Here is an 18,692-nt window from a genome sequence, read left to right on the forward strand (position 1 = left end):
GGGCTGGTGATCACAAGATCGTCACGAACTCGTTATGCCCGGCCCTGGTCCGCGTCACGACGGCGGGGGCGCAGCAGGAGGTAGGTCCCCGTCCCGGCGCCGAGGAGGGCGGGTGCCCACCAGGGGAAGCCGGGGTCGGAGGCGTTGGCGTCGAACGAGCCGCCGCTCGGCTCGGCCCCTGCGGCCGGGGCGTCCACCCGGGTGCCGCGCACGAGGAGGCGGTGGGAGTTCACGCCGGTGGGCGTGCACGTGACGAGCGTGACGTGGTCCTCGCCCGCGATCTGGCGCAGGTCGTCGGCGACGTTCGGCTCGACCATGCGGATCTGGTCCACCTGGTAGTAGAGGTCCTCCCCCAGCACGGTGACCGAGAAGAGTTCGCCGACCTCGACGCGGTCGAGGTGGGTGAAGAGCGTCGCGCTCGGCAGCCCCGAGTGGGCCGTCAGGACGGCGTGGGTGCTCGGGCCGCCGATCGGCAGCCCGGTCCCGAAGAGGTGTCCGACGCCCTTGGTCAGGGTCGCCTCGTCGGTGCCGTGATAGATCGGCAGATCGACGTCGATCGTGGGGATCCGCACCCGCGCCATGACCTCGCCCGGGCTGCCGGCGAGCTGGCGGAGGTAGTCCTCCTCGCCGTCGCGCAGGTCCACGACCTCGCCGGAGTCGTTGAGGATGTAGGGATCGCGGAGCGGTCCGGCCGGAAGGTTCGCGTTGTAGTCCCGGGCATCCGCCAGCTGCCTCTCGCGCTCGGCGTCGGCCAGCGAACCCGCGTAGTCCACGTAGCCCGAGACCTCGGTCGCGTGGACGCGCGCCGCGAACCACTCGGACGCCGTCGGGTAGAGCAGGACGCCGACCCCTCCTACGAGCACCAGGCCGGTGACGGCCTGCTGCCAGGTCCACGCCGCACGCGCGGGACGACGGCGACGGCGGACGTCGCGTCCGGGTGCCGGCGCCGGTGCCGCGGTGCTGGTCATGGGGAACCTTTCCGTAGGAGGTGGCGTGCGGGCTGGAGCGGGAACGGCCGGCGGCCCCACCGCGGGGGGTGGGGCCGCCGACCGGTGGTGATCAGGCCTTGGCGCGGCGCGAACGCACGGCCAGGACGAGACCGCCGACGACGATGAGCGCGCCGGCGAGGTACATCACCGAGGTGCCCACGCCACCCGTGAGGGGCAGCTGGAAGCCGGAGTTGGACGGCACGTTCTCGACGGTCACCGTCTGGGCGGTGGCCTGCGAGTTCACGACGAACGAGATCGGCTCGGGCAGCAGCTCGAAGTCGGCCGGGGCCTCGACCTCGACCAGCCAGTAGTAGACGTAGCCCGGCTGACCCGGCGCGACCGCGGCGTTGTTCGCCCAGGTCGAGTAGCGCAGACCCTCGATGACGACCTGCCCGTTCGTGCCCGACGTCCAGACCGAGCCGGTGAAGGCCGGGTCGGTGGGGGCGTTCGGGACGGTGACGACAGTGGCCGTCGCGACGTCGTTCGTCGACGAGGCGAGCACCTGGAACTTGGCGCCCGCGAGCGCGGTGTCGTCGGCGGCGTTCGTCTTGTTCAGCGTGATGCCACCGAACTTCGTGACGACGGGCGGGGAGACGGGCGGCTCGCCCGGCGTGCCCGGCGTCCAGGTGAAGGACGGCAGGTTCGGGTAGAGCGTGGCCTGGTTGACGATCTCACCGACCGCGTTGACGGTCGTGGTGACGGTGACGACGACCTTCGCGTCGGCGTTCGCCTTGAGCTTGACTCGGCCGGCGTCGGTGAAGACGATCTCGACGAGCGGACCACCGACGGTGGCCGTGGCGGGGGTGACGGTGTAGTCGGTGCCGGCGACCAGCGCGGTGCCGTTGGACAGCGTGGCCGTCGCGGAGACGAAGTCGACCTTCGGGTCCAGGTCGTCCGTGATCTTGTAGCCGTCGATCGGCACGTCGGCCGCGAGGTCGGGGATGTCACCGGTGATGGTGAAGACGATCTCGTCGCCGAGCTTGACGTCGGCCGCGTCGTCGACGGTCTTGACCGGCGGGGTCACGACCGAGTTCTTCGGGTAGACGTGCACGTCGTACAGCCAGGACGTGTTGTCGGCGTCGGTCAGCGGGACCGAGACGAGGAACGGCGCGGCCGGCGTCGTTCCGGCCGGGAAGCCCGTCTCCGTCACGTAGTAGAGGCCGAACGCGAGGCCGGAGAACTGGGCCTCGGCACCCTGGGTGGCGGTGCCGCCGGCGGTCGTCGCCGTGGCGGCGCCCGACAGGGTGGCCCCGGCAGCGGCGAGCTGCGTCGCGGTCGGGTTGCTGGTGTCGAGCGTGTCGTACAGCGCCTGGGCGGCGGCCCAGCCGGCGTTGGTCGACAGGTCGATCGGGGCGCCGCCGACGGACACGCGCTCGAGCGTGAACGTGACGCCGTTCAGGCCGGGGAGCGCGGGCTCGGTGGCGAGCTCGGTGCCGTCGTTGGTGGCGTCGGTCGGCGCACCGTTGTACTTGTGGACCGTCAGGGTCGACGAGCCGTTGCGGGCGGCGTCGGGCGTCGCCGCCATGGACGGGGCCGCGATGCCGAACGACGCGATCAGCGTGGTTGCGACGGCGGCGAGCGCGATGCGGATGCCGCGCTTGCGAGTGGTGGTGGTCACTTCGGAAACTCCCTCATTGCTTCGTGTGGTCCTGCGCCGGACGGCCCCCCTCGGGCGTCCGGGTCGTGCTGCCCCCTTCAGACCACCTCCCGCGAGGTCGACCGAAGACGCCTGGCGATCGCCAGCGCAAGTCCGAGTGCCGCGAGGCCCGCACCGGCGGCGTGCCAGGGCGCGACGCCCGTGCCCCCGCCTCGGGCAGAGCCATCCGCGGGACGTCCTCGACGCGGATCGTGGGGACGCCGGGGTAGCCCGGGGCGTCCGTCACGACCGTGATGTTGGTGCTGCCGCCGGCGCCGAGCGTGATCGACCCCGTCGCGGTGACGGTGAATGCCACGCGCTGCGGCAGCAGCTGGAAGCCGGCGAGCGCACGCGACTCCTCGAGCCAGTAGGTGCCCGGCGCGAGCATCGTGGTGCGGAACAGTCCGGGCACGGGCGCGGCCGGGTACCCCGCCGTCGCACCGGGCACGGTCGCCAGGACGGCGGTCCCCCCGGTCGCGGCCGTCCAGATCGACCAGGCCGAGCCGTCCATCGGGACGACGGCGCCGGCGGCGTTCTCGCCGACCTTGAGGATCTGCAGCGGGCTGGGCGTGACGTTGGTGGTCGTGCACTCGTCGCCCACGGCGAACGGCGCGAACGACGCTGCCGACGGCGCCACCAGCCGTGACGTGCCCCCGGCGGGGGCGCAGGTGGCCGGGGGGTAGTCGCCGTGGCCGACCACGACGTTGCGCAGCTCGGCGCTCCACGCGTCGGCGTCCACCGTCACGCGGTAGCTGAGCACCGCCGTCGTCCCTGCAGGCAGGGTGAACACCGGGCTGGTCAGCGTGGCGCCGACCGGGGTCGCGACGGCGATCGGTGCCTGGGCACCGACGACCAGCTGGGCGGAGCCCGCGACGAACGTGGCGTCGTCGAGCACGCCGGACAGGTCGTCGACCAGCATGACGCCGGTGACGGGGTTGGCCGAGGCGTTGGTCGCCGTCACGCGGTAGGTCAGGACCTCGCCCGGCTGGACGGTCGCGCCGCGCGGGAGCTCGGCCGTGCCGCGCAGCGACGTCTTGACGACGCTCCACTGCGGCGGGACCGGGTTCGTCGTCGAGCACGTGGTGCAGGTGCCGACGCTCGAGGTGACGACGTTGCGGATCGAGGCGAGGCTCGGCTCCAGCGGCGAGGCGACGGTGACGGTGAACGTGCGCGTCGCCGTCGCACCGGCCACGACCGTGACGCTCTGCGTGCAGGACGTGCCGCCGACGGCGGGGGTGGCCGCGCAGGTCCAGCCCTGGCTCGCGGGACCCGTGTAGGTCGTCCCCGGAGGAACGGTCTCGGTCAGCAGGGTGGTGCCGGGCAGGCCACCGGTGTTGCTGACGGAGACCGTGTAGGCGAGCACGTCGGTGGGGGCGACGGTGTCGCCGACCTCGGGCGCCCAGGTCACGCCGCCGCGGGTGAGCTGCGTCAGGACCTTGCCCGTGGCGAGGCTCGCGGGCGGGGTGACGGGGTTGGTGACCTCGCACGTGGAGCACGTCCCGATCGAGCTGGTGACGACGTTGCGGATCTGCGTGAGCGTGGCGGGCAGCGGGGCGTCGGCCGTGACCGTGAAGGTCGAGGTGACCGTCGCGGCGGGGTTCACCGACACGGACCGCGTGCAGGTGGAGTTGGCGACGGCGGGCGTCGCGCAGACCCAGCCCTCGCCGGTGCCCGTGTATCGGGTCCCGGTCGGGACGGTCTCGGTGAGGACCGTGGTGCCGGCGACGCCGCCCGTGTTGGTGACGGCGACCGAGTAGCGCAGGACGTCGCCGGGCGTGATCGAGGTCGCCGACGTCGCGGTCGCGCCGTTCACCTGCGTGATCGTCTTCGTGGTGGCCAGCGCCGCGGGCGGCGGCACCTGGCGGTTGTAGACGGTGCACTCGATGGCGGTGTTCACGGCGACCGGGAGCGTGGCGCCCGGGGTCGCCGCGGTGCCGGCGCCCGCGATCGCGACGGGGAGGTTCGTGTTCGTGTTGAGGCAGACGGCGTTCTGACCGTTGACCGGCTGGAGCTCGTACCCGGCCTTCTGCGTCTCCGTGAACGTGATGGGGCCGACCGCCTGCGGTGTCGGGAACTTCAGCGGGACGGTCGCGTGGCCCTGGGCGTCCGTGGTCCACGGGCCGGCGGGCGTGCCGATGGACACCTGCGCCGGGTTGGCGCTGGTGGCGTTGAAGACCCACCCCGCGGCCGGGGCGGAGATCGCGTCGAGCTGCGCCTTCGTCGGGTTGGCCGGAACCTGGGCGGTGGCCGGGATGACGCGCTTGACAACGTCGATCGAGCCCTCGCAGTTGCCCTTCGCCAGGGCGGCGAGGTAGGAGGCGGCAGCGTTGTAGTCGCCCGCCTGGAAGTAGTCGGTGCCCTGCTGAGGCCCCGAGATCGCGATGAGGTTGCGGTTCGAGTCGCCGCCCGCCCCGCCGCCCACGCCCACCGCCACGATGCGTGTGCCGGACGCCTTGACGAGGTTGGCGGAGAAGACTCCGGCCTCGATGTCGCGCAGACGGTTGTCACCGTCCTGACTGGGGTTGTTCCCCGTTCCGAACGAGGTCGGGTTGCCGTCGGTCAGGACGACGAGCATGTCGTACCGGCGGTTCGTGGCGCCGCTCGCCTGCGCCTGCGCCACCTGGTAGAGGCCCGCGTCCCAGTTCGTCCCGGACCCCGTGCTCCACCCGGAGTACTGGTTCTTGAACGTCGTGGCCTCGGCGGTCGTCCGGACCGGAAGGAGGTTCGGGTGGTTCGCACCCCCGGAGGCCGGGCTCGTGAGGTCGAAGGAGAACACCGCCATCCTCGACGGCGTGCCGACGAAGGCGTTCGTGAACTGGTTCACCGCGGCCTTCGCCGTCGGGAGCGCGGAGCCGATCGAACCGGAGAGGTCGAAGAGGACGGCGACGTCGAGCCCGCACTGCTGGAGAGCCGACGGGTTGTCGCGACGCACGGGCCAGTAGCCGGCGGACGTGGCCTCGTCGCCCTCGCTGCTGCTCGTGATCATGAAGTCCGACCTGGTGGTCGAGAGGTACGTCGCCCCGGACGACATCGAGCCGTCGAACCGGTACACCAGCGGACGCAGGTCGTCGCTGCCTCCGCTGCCCGACCCCGTGCGCAGCTGTGGGACGAGGCTGTACCCGGTCGGCGCGGAGATCTGGTGCACGTACGGCCGGATGTTGCTCCGCATGGCCGCGGCATCCGACGTGCCCGAGGTCTTCAGCGGGATCACGAAGCTGCAGTCGCCGGCCGAGTCGGAGATGCAGGTCGCCCAGCCGAAGGAGGCCCAGCCCGACGGGTTGTTCGAGCCGTCGCTGAGCCGCAGCGTGACCCCGGCGACGCCGGTGGCGGAGATCCCGTTGCCGCCGATGCGGTCGCCACCGACCTTGACGTTGAGAACGGCCTGCCCTGAGCCGGGCGACGGCACGGCCATGGGAGAGACGAGGCTGTCCGCAGCCCGGGTGGCGTCCAGCTCCGGGGCGCGCTCCTGCGCTGCGACCTCCTCGACCTCGAGCGGCTCGACGACGGGCGCCTCGCTCGGGGCGACGGTGACCGCGGATGCGGGCTCCGACGTCGTCGGCGCTGTGGTCGGGTCGGGGACGACGGCGGTCGGCGCGCTCTCGGCCGAGCTCGCGGTCGCCTCGGCGGGGACGGGTGCGGCGGTGGCCGGAAGCGTCAGTCCGCCGGCGGCGACCAGGAGGCTGACGACTCCAGCCACGAGGCCGACGGATCGTCGACTCTCCTGGCGAGCTGCTCGGTGGCGCAAGTGATACACGTCGATGTCCCCCCTGTGGACGCGAGGGAGGCCCCGTCCCACCGCGATCAGCGAGGAGAGACGCGCGGCAGGAGTCCCTCAACTCCTGCAGCGGATCGACCATAGGCGGCACCACCGGACCGTTTCGACCAGAACGACCCTTCCCGAACGTTCCCGAACAGGCCGAGTGGCGCGGGTCACCCGTCGCCCTCACCTGATACCCCCTAGGGGTATAGTGGGGGCACGCGAAGGAGGTGGCCATGCCCGGCTACTCAGGAACGAAGGACGACTACGCCCGCCGCATGCGTCGGATCGAGGGTCAGGTGCGCGGCATCGCCCGCATGATCGACGAGGACGCCTACTGCATCGACGTCCTCACCCAGGTCGCTGCGGTGACCAAGGCGCTGCAGGCGGTGAGTCTCGGCCTCGTCGAGGACCATCTCGGCCACTGCGTCGTCGACGCCGCCCGCACCTCCGACGAGGACGGTCGGGCGAAGGTCCGCGAGGCCGCCGACGCCATCGCCCGCCTCGTCCGCAGCTGATCGACCCCCCACTCCCCGAAGTTCGACAGAAGGAGCAGCCATGACCACCCTCACCACCATCGACGTGACCGGGATGACCTGCGGCCACTGCGTGTCCGCCGTGACGACCGAGCTCGAGAAGGTCGCCGACGTCGAGCGCGTCTCCGTCGAGCTGCACGACGGCGGGACGTCGCACGTCACAGTCTTCTCCGACCACGAGCTGCCGGGCGACGCCCTCCGCGCCGCCGTCGACGAGGCCGGCTACGACGTCGTCGGGATCTCGAGCCACGGCGCGGCCGAGGAGTTCTCCAAGCTCGCCGAGGTGCGGGCCGAGGAGTACGGCACGGGCGGCGCGACCGGCGCCCCCGACGACGAGGGCGAGGGGGCGACCCCGCGGTCATGACCACCCCGCTGCAGGACCAGGCCCCCTCCCCCACCGAGCTCGACCTCGCCGTCGACGGGATGACGTGCGCGAGCTGCGTCGCCCGCGTCGAGCGCAAGCTCGGGCGGCTTCCGGGCGTCACCGCCGAGGTCAACCTCGCGCTCGAGCAGGCGCACGTCGTGCTCGCCGAGCCCACGACCGAGCAGGACCTCCTCGACGCCGTCGCGAGCGCGGGGTACACGGCGCGCGTCCTCGCGCGGCCCGGAGGTGGGGCGACCGCGGTTCCCCACGCGAACCACGACCCCGACGGCCACCCCGACGTCGACGCCGAGCACGCCCTCTCGGGCCACGGTCACCACCCCGGCCACACGGGCGACGCCGACACGTCCGCCCCGACGGCCGACCGCGGGGCGGTGCTGCGCCGTCGCCTCGTCGTCGCGAGCATCCTCACGGTGCCGGTCGTCGTGCTGTCGATGATCCCCGCCACCCAGTTCCCGGGCTGGCAGTGGGTCGTCGCGGCGCTCGCGACGCCCGTCGTGACGTGGGCCTCCTGGCCCTTCCACACGGCGGCCTTCCGCGCGGCCCGCCACGGCTCGTCCACGATGGACACGCTCGTCTCGCTCGGCGTGATCGCCGCGTCCCTGTGGTCGCTGTGGGCCCTGCTGCTGGGCGGCGCGGGCGAGATCGGGATGCGGATGCAGCCCACGCTGATCCCTCGCCTCGGCGAGGACGCGGGCATGGGCCACTCCCTGCCGGAGCTCTACTTCGAGGTCGCCGCCGTCGTCGTGACCTTCCTCCTCGCGGGCCGGTACGCCGAGCACCGCGCCCGCCGCTCGTCGGGCGACGCGCTGCGCAGCCTGCTCGAGCTCGGCGCGAAGGAGGCCGCGCTCGTCACGATCGACGACTCCGGGAGGCGCACCGAGCGTCGGGTCCCGGCCGCGGACCTGGCCGTCGGCGACCTGTTCGCCGTCCGTCCGGGCGAGAAGGTCGCCACGGACGGAGAGGTGGTCGAGGGCGTGTCCGCCGTCGACGCCTCGCTCCTGACGGGTGAGCCCGTGCCGGTCGACGTGGCCTTCGGCGACGCCGTCTCCGGCGCGACGATCAACACGTCCGGCGCGCTGCTCGTGCGCGCCACGCGCGTGGGCACCGACACCGCTCTGGCCCAGATCGCGCGGCTCGTCTCGCGCGCCCAGACCGGCAAGGCGCCGGTCCAGCGGCTGGCCGACCGGATCTCCGCCGTGTTCGTGCCGATCGTCATGGTGATCGCCGTCGCGACCCTCGGGGTCTGGCTCGCGATCGGCGCCTCGGGCGGCCTGACGACGGGTGAGGTGCAGGCGGCGTTCACGGCCGCCGTCGCCGTCCTCATCATCGCGTGCCCGTGCGCCCTCGGGCTGGCGACGCCGACCGCGCTCCTCGTCGGCACCGGCCGCGGTGCGCGGCTGGGCATCCTCATCAAGGGCCCGGAGGTCCTCGAGACCACGCGTCGCGTCGACGTCGCCGTGCTCGACAAGACCGGCACGATCACCGCCGGCCGGATGAGCGTGACCGAGGTCGTGGCGTCCGGCACCTCCCGCGAGGAGGTGCTCACCGTCGCGGGCGCGGTCGAGGGGCTCTCGGAGCACCCGATCGCCCGGGCCGTGACCGACGCCGCTGCGGCGGCGGGGCGCCCGCTGCCGGTCGTGACGAACTTCGTGAGCGCTGCCGGCTTCGGCGTGAGCGCGCGGGTGGTGCGCGACGGCGGGGCCGCCCGCGTCGTCGTCGGCCGCCCGTCCTGGGTGGGCGAGCAGGCGAGCGTCCCCGCCGAGGTGGCCGACGCCGTCGCGCGCCTCGAGGCCACCGGCGCCACGACCGTCGTGCTGGCGGTGGAGCGGGGCTCCGGCCTCGTCGCCGTCGGGGTCGTCGCGCTGGCCGACGAGCTCAAGCCGACCTCGCGCGACGCCGTCGCGCAGCTGAGGGCCCTCGGCATCACGCCGGTGCTGCTCACCGGCGACCAGGAGGCCACGGCCCGGACGGTCGCCGCGCAGGTGGGGATCGACCGCGTCATCGCGGGCGTCCTGCCCGAGGGGAAGGTCGCCGAGGTCGAGCGGCTGCAGCGCGAGGGTCACGTGGTGGCGATGGTGGGCGACGGCGTGAACGACGCCGCGGCCCTGGCCCAGGCGGATCTCGGGCTCGCGATGGGCACGGGGACCGACGTCGCCATCGAGGCGAGCGACCTCACGCTCGTGCGCGGCGATCTCGTCAGCGCCCCGACGGCGATCGCGCTGTCGCGGCGCACGCTCCGCGTCATCAAGCAGAACCTGTTCTGGGCGTTCGCCTACAACGTGGCGGCGATCCCGCTCGCCGCGCTGGGGCTGCTCAACCCGATGATCGCCGGGGCCGCGATGGCCGCCAGCTCGGTCATCGTGGTGACGAACTCACTGCGGCTGCGGAACGCGCCCTGACGCGGCTGGACCGTCGACGGTCCAGCCCGATCCACGTGGCGCCCGCGAGCGCCAGGCCGAGCACCACGAACGCCGGGCCCGCGTGGATCGGCCCGACCATCCGGTCCACCTCGACCCGGTAGGTGCGCCGGACGTCGGCCGCCCCGGAGGCCGCGAACGTGAAGTCCGCGACGACGTCGGTGGCCGGGTCGCCGAACCGCTGCTCGACCGCCGTGACGTAGGCGGCGTCGCCGAACGGCTGCGCCCAGTCGGCCAGCGCGGGCCACGCCCCGGCGTCGAGCGGGCCGGCGTACAGGGTCTCGGCGCCGCCGGCCTGGACGTCGGTGCGGTCCGTGCGCGAGTCGGCGACGACGTAGGTGCGGACGAGCTGCGCCGTCGTCGCGGCCGCGGACAGCCGCATCGGGTAGACGAGCGCGTCGGCGTCGAACGTCAGCTGGATCGGCGGGATCGCGCCGTCGAGCTCCTCCCCCTCGGGCGAGAGCTTGATCGCCACGAACGACCAGCCGTCGGTGACGTAGTCGGTCATCCCCGCCCGGAGCCCCGGCGACAGGGCGTACCCGCGCTCGTCCAGCCAGGTGAGCAGACCGTCGAGGTCGGCGGACGAGAGGCTGACGACCTCGAGCGGCCCCAGCACGACCTCCTGGTGGACGTCGACGGGGACCCCGGCGGGAGCTCCGCCGTCGCCCGCTCCCGAGCCCCACAGGCCCGGGAGGTCGGGCCACCACACCGACACCTCCTCCGCCTGCGGCGCGGAGACCTTCTGCAGCGCCTCGAACACCGCTGCCGAGCCGAGCTCCGCCGTCGCGGGCGTCGGCGTGGGGATGACGAGGGCGGCGTCGGGGGCGTCGGAGATCGCGTCGAGGGCGATCTGGACGCGCTCGGTGCCGTCGACCAGCGAGACGACCGCCTGCTCCCCGATGACGTCGAGGGACTGCGTGGACTCCTCCGCCGTCGCGAAGCCGCCGCACCCGCACGCCGCTGCGGGCGGCACGGTCACCAGACCGGCCGTGAGCACGAGGGCTGCGGCGGCGAGGGCGGCGGTGCGTCTGGTCATGCTGACTCCCTGGTCCGAGCCGGCGCGGTCCGGCAGGGCCCCCACGATGGCACCGGAGGTGCCTCGCGCGGGGATCGGGCACCGACGTGACCGCGGCGAGTCAGCGGAAGCGGCGACCCTGGTCGTTGCGGTAGGCGAGGAACGCCATCGCCGCGAAGACGGCAGTCCACACCAGGAACACGGGGATCGCGTAGGAGTAGCCGGGCGCGCCGGTGGTGGCGGCGACCATGAGCTCCCTCGCGGCGCGGCTGGGCAGGAAGGTCGAGAACGTGTCGAGCCACCCCGGGAACATCTCCGGCGGCAGGAACAGACCGCCGGCGAAGGCGAGCGGGAACAGCACGACCTGCACGACGGCGATCGCGGCCTTCGAGGACATCGAGTAGCCGATCGCGAACCCGAGCAGCGTGAACGGCACGGCGACCGCCAGCACCGCGCCGATCGCGAGCACCAGGCGGCCGACCGGGATCGTCGCCGAGGTGAAGACGACCCCGACCAGGGCCAGCGGGACGACCGCCAGCACGGTGAAGAACAGCCCGATCATGACGCGCCCGATCATGCGGGGCCCGGCACCGGCCGGAAGGGTGCGGACGTACCCGTCGAAGGGCTGCGAGCGGTCGTCGGCGACCCCCGTCCCGTGCGTGAACAGGCACGCCGACATCACTCCGAACACCCCGAGCTGGGCGAGTGCCTGCGTCGCCCCGACCGGGTCGCTGTTGACGGCCGGGTTCGGGACGACGAAGAAGAAGGCGGCGAGCGCCGGGAACATCGCCGAGCTGATGACGGCGATGGGGACGCGGATGTTCTCGAGGAACTGGGCGCGGACGTGGAGCGCGGTCAGCCGGAGGAACGGTGCCCGCGCGGGGCCGGGCCGGGCCGTGGAGTCGGTGGCTGCGGTGGCGGTCGAGGCGGACATCACATCGCTCCTTCGGTGAGGACGGGGGTGGTGCTGGGGCGGTGGCCGCGGTCGCCGCGGTCATCGCGAGGAACGCCTCCTCGAGGCTCGCTCCCCTGACCTCGAGGCCGGTGAAGGCGACGGCGCGACGGACGAGCTCGCGCACGGCGGCGTCGGAGTCCGTGGTGAGCACGGTGACGCGGTCGCCCTCGCGACTCACGTCGACGACGGCGGGCAGCCCTTGCAGGACGGACTCGTCGCCGTCGGGAAGCGTGAGCCGGACGTGACGAGCACCGACTCGCGCGAGGATCGTGGCCAGGTCGTCGTCCGCGAGGACGCGGCCGCCGTCGATCACCACGACGCGCTCGGCGAGCGCCTCGATCTCCTCGAGGTAGTGGCTCGTGACGACGATGCACGCACCGCTGGCGTGGTAGCCGCGGACCGCCTCCCACAGGATCCGGCGGGCGTCGACGTCGAGGCCGGTGGTGGGCTCGTCGAGCAGCACCAGGCGGGGGCGACCGACGATCGCGAGCGCGACGGCGAGGCGCCGCTTCTGCCCGCCGGACAGGCCGCCCGTCTGCCTCCTGGCGAGGTCCGTCAGCCCGAACATCTCCATCAGCTCGCCGGCGCCCATCGGATCGGGGTAGTGCCCGGCCACGAAGTCGACGACCTCGCGGACCTTGAGGGTGGGCGGCAGGCCGGTCTCCTGCGGGGTCGTGCCGAGCCGCGTGCGGTTCGCGGGGTCGCGGGGGTCACCGCCGAACAGCCGGACGACCCCCTTCGAGGGGCGGCGGAGCCCGCTGACGAGGCTGAGGAGCGTGGACTTGCCGGCCCCGTTCGGGCCGAGCATCCCGATGAGCTGCCCCTCGTCCAGGGTGAGGGTGACGTCGTCGAGCGCCGTGACGGCGTCGAACGTGCGGGTCACGCCGGTGAGCGTGACGGCGTGGGGTGCCGTCGTGCTGGCGGTGATCATGTGGTCCCTCCCAGGATCGAGGCGAGCGCGCTCCGGTAGCCCGTGAGTGCGGTTCGCCCGGTGTCGGACAGTGCGAGGTAGGTGACGGGGGTGCGCTTCTCGTGGGTCTTGGTGACGGCGACGTAGCCGGCATCCTCGAGCTTGCGCAGGTGGGTGGAGAGGTTTCCGGCGGTCATGTCGAGCTCCGATCGCAGCCGGGGGAAGGCGATCGCGTCGCCGCGGTCGAGCTGGGCGAGGACGACCATGATGCGGAGCCGCGCCGGCGCGTGGATGACGGTGTCCAGCTCGGTCATCGGCCGGCCCGCCTCCGGTGGCGCCCGACGACGTGGGCCGCGACCGCGCCGACTACCATCCCGCCGCCACCGGCGATCGCCATCACGAGGTAGGTGCGCGGCATCCCGACGGCGGAGGCGACCCCCGCGACGACGGCGATCCAGGCGCCCAGCACGAACCACGGCCAGTCGCGGTACATGGCCCCGCCTGCCATGTAGAGGACGCCGACGACGATGCACGGCAGCGCATTCGAGATCAGGCCCATCGTGGAGGGGGCGGCGTCGGTGGCGCCGATCGCGCCGATCACCACCCCGACGACGGTGAAGGAGACCGCCCAGGCCCAGCCGTACATCGCCCCGCTCGTCGCGCTGTCGCCGCGGAGGCCGCGCGAGCGGCGCAGGACGTGGACGATCGTGACGACGACGGCCACGGCCAGGAGGCCGTAGAAGAGCGCGAAGGCCCAGGGGGTGGGGAGGCCGGGGGTGGTGGCGGTGGTGGTCGCGGTCGCGGTGGTCCAGAGGGCGAGGTAGCCGATGAGCCAGGCGAGACCCCAGACGCCGTAGAGGAGTCGGGAGTCGGGGGCCAGGCGGACGCCGATCGAGGACGCCTCGCCGAGGATGCGGCGGGCGGTCTCGAGGTCGAGCTCGGAGGACTGGCTGTCGGTCATGCGTTGAGGTTTGCAGTTCAAACCTGTTGGCGTCAAGGGTCAGTTGGTGGTGGCCACGTCAGCCTCGGGCAGACGCCCTCACGCCCGTACCCGCGGCCGACGACGACCGCACCTCCGACCAGCGGCGCGCCGACGCCCTCGAGGCGCTGGCGGGCAACGCCCTGTCGTCGGGCGCCTTCCGGTCGGGCTCACAGATCCGACCGCACCTGTCGGTCCTGGTTCCTGCCGACACCTGGCTGCTGCTCACCGTCCGGCGCCGGACCTGTGCACCTCGGCGAGCGACGAGACCGCCGGTCGGTCGTCCTCGGCCTTCCGCGCCACGGGGCTGCCCGAGGAGCCGCCGCTGGCCGAGCTGCAGGACGGCACCCCGATCCCCTTCGCCGCGCTCGACGTCCTCGCCTGCGACGCTCTGATGCAGCGCGTCGTGCTCGACGCCGCGGGCTCACCCCTGGATGTCGGACGCACCGAGCGGACGTTCGAGGGTGCGCTGCGTCGGGCCATCCTCACGCGTGACCGCCACTGCCAGTTCCCCGGCTGCACCCTGCGCGCCACCTGGTGCGAGGTGCACCACCTGAGGTTCTGGGCTGCCGACGGACCGACCTCGCTCGCGAACGGCATCACCCTGTGCCGGCGCCACCACCACGCGGTCCACGACGACAACCTCACCGTCACGCCCGTCCCCGGCGGCTTCGCGTTCGCCGACGCCAGGGGTGAGCCACTCGGGACCACGTTCCGGCTGGCGGATCGGCTGCTGGTTCCACGGCGGCCGGATGCGGCGGGCGCAGCTCGACGCCCAGGTCAGGGGGCGGAACCAGTCGCGGGTCCCCCGACGGACGGAGGAGCCGACTCGGGCCCAGGCGGGGCGTCGGCGCGGGCGTCGGCGCGACGTCGACCTCGAGCGCCGCCTCGAGCCGGGCGGTGCGCAGCCTCGGCGTCGGGCGAGATCTGCGAGGGCAGGTCACTCGCGATGCCGAGGGTGTGGGTGGCTGGTCCCCGGTTCGCCCCACCGGGGACCAGCCAGGAGATTGTCTACCACACACCGCGTCATACGCGGGCGAACCTTCACAAGCGAGGCCAGTTGCGCCTTCAACTACCGATGCGCGACCCGGGTCGAGGAAGCTGTCAGGAGCCGCACGGGTGCCGTGCAGGTTGCGGTGGTAGAACCGAGCGATGACCGAGGGTTCTCCCGCTGCGGCGGGTCGCGATGCCGCCGACGAGCCGCGGGTGCCCGTGTCGGCGAGTGCGCGACGGCGACGGCTGACGTACGAGGTGTGGCTCGTCCTCGGGGTGACGGTGCTGGGGAGCGTGACGCTGGCCGTCCTCAACCTGGTCGACCGCTACACGATCGACGTCCCGCTCGCGCAGCAGTCGACCTCGCTCAACCCGTCCCAGAACGAGCGGCCCTGGCTGGATCTCCTCTACCAGCTGCGCCGCTACGCCTTCCTCGCGCTGCCGGCGCTGCTCGCGCTGTACCTGCTCTCGACCAACGGCCGCAGCGCGGTCCGGCGGATCGGGCTCGACCTGACCCGACCGGGTCGCGACCTGCTGCAGGGCCTCGGGCTGGCCGCCGCGGTGGGCATCCCCGGGCTGGGGGTGTACGCGCTCGGCCGGGCGCTCGGCGTCACGGTCGAGGTCCGCCCCGCCACGCTCGACGCCTTCTGGTGGACGATCCCGGTACTCATCCTCGGAGCGCTCGCGAACGGCTTCCTCGAGGAGGTCGTGGTGGTGGGGTACCTCGCCGAACGGCTGAAGGACCTGCGGTGGGGCGTGGCGGCGATCATCCTCGCGAGCGCGATCCTGCGGGGCAGCTACCACCTCTACCAGGGGCCGGGGATGGCGATCGGCAACGTCGCGATGGGCGTGCTGTTCGCGTGGTTCTACCTCGTGCCGTCGTGGGGACGGCGGGTGATGCCGCTCGTCGTCGCCCACACCGTCATCGACGTCGTGGCGTTCGTCGGATACTCCCTCCTGCCCGAGGCGCTGCTCACCGCCCTCGGCGTGGGGTGAGCCTCCCCCGTCCGCGGACCACGGCGACCTAGACTCGAGCGGTGACCGACAGCCAGGGACCGGGTCCGGACGGTGCCACGTCCGACGTGCCCGGCTACCAGGCCACCGAACGCCTCGACCGCGCCGCTCTCGCCAGGGCCGCCGAGGCCGGCGCGCCGACTGAGCCCGGGACAGAGATCCCGGCGGCCGCAGCTCCCGCTGCTCCCCCGTCGAGGCCGGCCGAGCCCGCCCTGCCCGCAGCAACGACCGAGCCCGCCGCGCCCGCCGAGCCCGCGACGCCTGCCACACCGGTGACCCACGACACCGCCGAGATCGCCGCCCGGCTCCCGACGCCCGCCCGTCGGAGCCTGTCGCCCACGCGTGAGGTCGAGATGGTCGACCTTCCCGTGTACCGGATCCGGCGGCCCGGTGACCTCGTCACCGCCGTCGTCGCGTTTCTCGGGATCGCGCTCGTGCTCCTGCTCGCGGTCTTCGCCCACGCGACGACCGAGGGCGTGACCGAGGACGTCCAGAACGCCATCCCCGGCACCCTGCAGAACATCCTGCTGGCGCCGGTGAACGTGCTCGAGGGCGTCGTGACGTTCCTGCTCCCGGTGATCATCGCCGTCGAGCGCCTGTTCCGCCGTCAGCCCCGGCTGGTGGGCGAGGCGATCCTCGCCTCGATCGCCGCCGCGGCCGTGACGTGGGGTGCGGTGTGGCTGCTGGACGCCGTCGGGCCCGACGTGCTGGTCGACGGGATCGCGACGATCGGCGGCACGACCCTGGTCCCGCTGATCGCCGGCCTCGCCGCCTTCCTCACGATCGTCGCCGCCACCGACCGTCGCGGACTGGTCGCCTGGACCTGGAACCTGCTGTGGATCACGCTCGTGCTGCTGGTGCTGCGCGGCGGGATCTCCCTCCCCGGCGCGCTCGCCTCCGTGCTGCTCGGCCGCGTCGTCGGGCTGCTCGTGCGGTACGTGACCGGCGTCCTCGGCGACCGCGCCTACGGCGAGTCCCTCCTGCGGGCGCTGCGGCGCGCCGGGATCGACCCCGTGAACGTCACCCGCGTCGTCGACGGCAAGCCGCTCTCCGGCGTCGAGCCCGCCGTCCTGGTGACCGACGCCCCCATCGGCTACCGCACCGAGTCCGACGCCGCGGCCGAGGCGGCCGACCCGACCGTGTGGCCCACGGCCGAGGACCCCGACCCGTCCGGCCCGACCGACCCACCCGCCCGGCCCACCCGGTCCGACGACCCGGTGGCTTTCCCGCACGCCACCTCCACCTCGCGCCTGACCACCCCGCGCCCGGCCGGGAAGGACGACTCTCGTCCCACCGCCACCTGGGAGTTCAGCGACGAGGACGCCCAGCGGCTGCGCCAGACGGCCGAGCGCCCCGCCGTGAAGCCCGAGAAGGCCGACCGGGCCGAGGGTCGCCCCGAGGTGCGCACCGCCTCCGCCGTCGTCGGTGAGGAGGAGGGCGAGAACCGTATCTACTCCGTGCGCGACGTCGAGGGCCGGGTGTGGGACGTCGGCGTGCTCGACGACGACCGCCAGGTGGTCGGCATGCTCGCCACCGCGTGGTCGGCGATCCGGCTCCGCGGCCTGCGACGCCGGACCGTCGTCTCCCTGCAGGCCTCCGTCGAGCGAGCGACGCTGCTGACCTACGCGGCCGAGGCCGCCGGCGTCCGCACCCCGCGACTGCGCGGACTCGCGACCGAGCAGGGCTCCGCCGTCCTCGTCTCGGAGCACGTGAGCGGCTCCCAGACGTTCGGCGACATCCAGACCCGACGCCTCACCGACCCCGTGCTCGACCGGATCTGGCGCCAGGTGCGGACGGCGCACGACGCCGGCCTGGCCCACCGCGACCTCGACGAGACCACGATCCTCATCGACGGCGAGGACCGCGTCTGGCTGACCGGCTGGGTCGACGGCGAGATCGCCTCGCCGTCGCTGGCGCGCCGCCTCGACCTGGCCCACGTTCTCGCGCTGCTGGCGCTGCGGGTCGGTTCCGAGCGCGCGATGGCCAGCGCGAACCGCAACCTCAACCAGTCGCAGCTGGCGTCGATCGCCCCGATCCTGCAGCCGGTCGCGCTCCCCTTCCGCACCCGCGCCGACGCGCGCCGCAACCGCACCGTGCTCAAGGAGGTGCAGGAGCTGCTCGTCCGGGTCATCCCGACGGCGGCCGACGTGCCCCCGATGCAGCTGCGGCGGTTCTCGGTCCGCACGATCATCACCGTCACCGTCGCGGCGGTCGCCGTCGTCGTGCTGGTCGGCTCGATCAACATCACCCAGATCGTCGACTACGTGCGCGACGCGAACCCCGTGTGGCTCGTGGCGGCCTTCCTGCTCGGGCTGTCGACCTACGTGGGCTCGGCGATGGGCCTCAAGGCCTTCTCCCCGTGACGCTCCCGCTGTGGCGGACCACGCTGGTCCAGATCGCCGCCTCCGTGGTCGCGCTGGTCGCCCCGGCCGGGGTCGGACCCGCCGCGCTGAACCTGCGGTTCCTGCAGAAGCAGCGCCTGGACACCCCGATGGCGCTGGCGACGGTCGCGCTCGTGCAGATCTCGCAGTTCGTCACGACGATCCTGCTTCTGCTCGGCATCGCGCTGGTCACGGGCTCGTCCGGTGCGCTCGACCAGCTGCCCTCCGGCGCGGTCATCATCGGCGTCGTCGTGCTGGTGGTGCTGGCCGGATCGGCTCTCGCGATCGGTCGCCTGCGCCGCTGGGTCTTCGCGAAGATCACGCCCACGCTCAAGCAGATCTGGCCCCGCCTGGTGTGGGTGGTCGGCCAGCCCGCCCGCCTGCTGATGGGCCTGCTCGGCAACGTCATCATGACCGTCGGCTACATCGCCGCGTTCGGACTCACGCTGCACGCCTTCGGCGCGAGCGTCCCGCTGACCACGCTCGCGATCGTCTACCTGGTGAGCAACACCGCCGGGTCGGCCGTCCCGACCCCGGGTGGCGTCGGCGCCGTCGAGGGTGCGCTCACGGCAGGCCTGACCGCCGCGGGCGTGGCCACCGCCGCCTCGCTCGCCACCGCCGTCGTCTTCCGTCTGCTGACGTTCTGGGGTCGGGTGCCCCTCGGCTGGTTCGCCCTCCGCTTCCTGCAGAAGCGCAATCTCGTCTAGCGCAGCCGCGTGTAGGAC

General features: G+C 73.2%; 13 protein-coding genes and 1 pseudogene. 6 read left to right on the plus strand and 8 right to left on the minus strand.

Annotation, left to right across the window (positions count from 1 at the left end):
* Positions 1-32: 32 nt before the first annotated feature.
* From C8046_RS10200 to C8046_RS10215, 3 genes are all read right to left on the minus strand, one after another.
* Positions 33-968 (minus strand): class C sortase, encoded by a 936-nt coding sequence (locus C8046_RS10200; RefSeq protein WP_109229350.1) that lies wholly within the window; start codon positions 966-968, stop codon positions 33-35.
* A gap of 91 nt (positions 969-1,059) precedes the next feature.
* Positions 1,060-2,607, minus strand: coding sequence for a SpaH/EbpB family LPXTG-anchored major pilin (locus C8046_RS10210; RefSeq protein WP_158277191.1), 1,548 nt, complete (start codon positions 2,605-2,607; stop codon positions 1,060-1,062).
* 13 nt (positions 2,608-2,620) lie between these two features.
* A complete protein-coding gene (locus C8046_RS10215) occupies positions 2,621-6,322 on the minus strand; it encodes a VWA domain-containing protein (RefSeq protein ID WP_109229351.1) in 3,702 nt (1,233 codons plus the stop codon).
* A 296-nt stretch (positions 6,323-6,618) separates the two neighbouring features.
* Here C8046_RS10215 and C8046_RS10220 point away from each other — a divergent pair, with 296 nt between their 5' ends.
* From C8046_RS10220 to C8046_RS10230, 3 genes are read left to right on the plus strand one after another with little or no spacing between them, the layout of a single operon-like run.
* Positions 6,619-6,900 carry a metal-sensitive transcriptional regulator gene (locus tag C8046_RS10220; protein WP_109229352.1) on the plus strand — a complete coding sequence of 94 codons (282 nt, stop codon included), beginning with the start codon at positions 6,619-6,621 and terminating at the stop codon, positions 6,898-6,900.
* Between the two features lie 40 nt (positions 6,901-6,940).
* Complete coding sequence (locus C8046_RS10225) at positions 6,941-7,282, plus strand: heavy-metal-associated domain-containing protein (protein ID WP_109229353.1); 342 nt, start codon at positions 6,941-6,943, stop codon at positions 7,280-7,282.
* Complete coding sequence (locus C8046_RS10230) at positions 7,279-9,702, plus strand: heavy metal translocating P-type ATPase (RefSeq protein WP_109229354.1); 2,424 nt, start codon at positions 7,279-7,281, stop codon at positions 9,700-9,702. The genes C8046_RS10225 and C8046_RS10230 overlap by 4 nt, the downstream gene beginning before the upstream one ends.
* Here C8046_RS10230 and C8046_RS10235 read toward each other — a convergent pair.
* The 5 genes and pseudogenes from C8046_RS10235 to C8046_RS10255 form a co-directional block, all read right to left on the minus strand.
* Entirely contained in the window at positions 9,659-10,756 is a 1,098-nt protein-coding gene (locus C8046_RS10235) for a DUF2330 domain-containing protein (protein ID WP_146197126.1), read from the minus strand. The genes C8046_RS10230 and C8046_RS10235 overlap by 44 nt on opposite strands.
* Before the next feature lie 100 nt (positions 10,757-10,856).
* A complete protein-coding gene (locus C8046_RS10240; protein WP_109229356.1) occupies positions 10,857-11,669 on the minus strand; it encodes an ABC transporter permease in 813 nt (270 codons plus the stop codon).
* Between the two features lie 520 nt (positions 11,670-12,189).
* Positions 12,190-12,621 (minus strand): annotated as a pseudogene (locus C8046_RS20205) (ATP-binding cassette domain-containing protein); the annotation flags it as partial.
* A complete protein-coding gene (locus C8046_RS10250; protein WP_109229357.1) occupies positions 12,618-12,914 on the minus strand; it encodes a transcriptional regulator in 297 nt (98 codons plus the stop codon). The pseudogene C8046_RS20205 and the gene C8046_RS10250, both read right to left, overlap by 4 nt.
* Entirely contained in the window at positions 12,911-13,561 is a 651-nt protein-coding gene (locus C8046_RS10255; protein WP_109229358.1) for a hypothetical protein, read from the minus strand. Before C8046_RS10255 ends, C8046_RS10250 begins: the two co-directional genes overlap by 4 nt.
* A 1,170-nt stretch (positions 13,562-14,731) precedes the next feature.
* Here C8046_RS10255 and C8046_RS10270 point away from each other — a divergent pair.
* Genes C8046_RS10270 through C8046_RS18460 form a run of 3 tightly spaced genes read left to right on the plus strand, consistent with a single transcriptional unit; the run spans position 14,732 to position 18,674 of the window.
* A complete protein-coding gene (locus C8046_RS10270) occupies positions 14,732-15,568 on the plus strand; it encodes a CPBP family intramembrane glutamic endopeptidase (protein WP_109229360.1) in 837 nt (278 codons plus the stop codon).
* Positions 15,569-15,609: 41 nt separating this feature from the next.
* Positions 15,610-17,949 carry a hypothetical protein gene (locus C8046_RS18455; RefSeq protein ID WP_158277192.1) on the plus strand — a complete coding sequence of 780 codons (2,340 nt, stop codon included), beginning with the start codon at positions 15,610-15,612 and terminating at the stop codon, positions 17,947-17,949.
* The gene (locus C8046_RS18460) at positions 17,946-18,674 is read left to right on the plus strand and encodes a lysylphosphatidylglycerol synthase transmembrane domain-containing protein (RefSeq protein ID WP_158277193.1); all 729 of its coding nucleotides are present in this window, start codon (positions 17,946-17,948) and stop codon (positions 18,672-18,674) included. The genes C8046_RS18455 and C8046_RS18460 overlap by 4 nt, the downstream gene beginning before the upstream one ends.
* The last annotated feature ends 18 nt before the right edge of the window (positions 18,675-18,692 follow it).

The organism is Serinibacter arcticus (assembly GCF_003121705.1).
Taxonomy (GTDB): domain Bacteria; phylum Actinomycetota; class Actinomycetes; order Actinomycetales; family Beutenbergiaceae; genus Litorihabitans.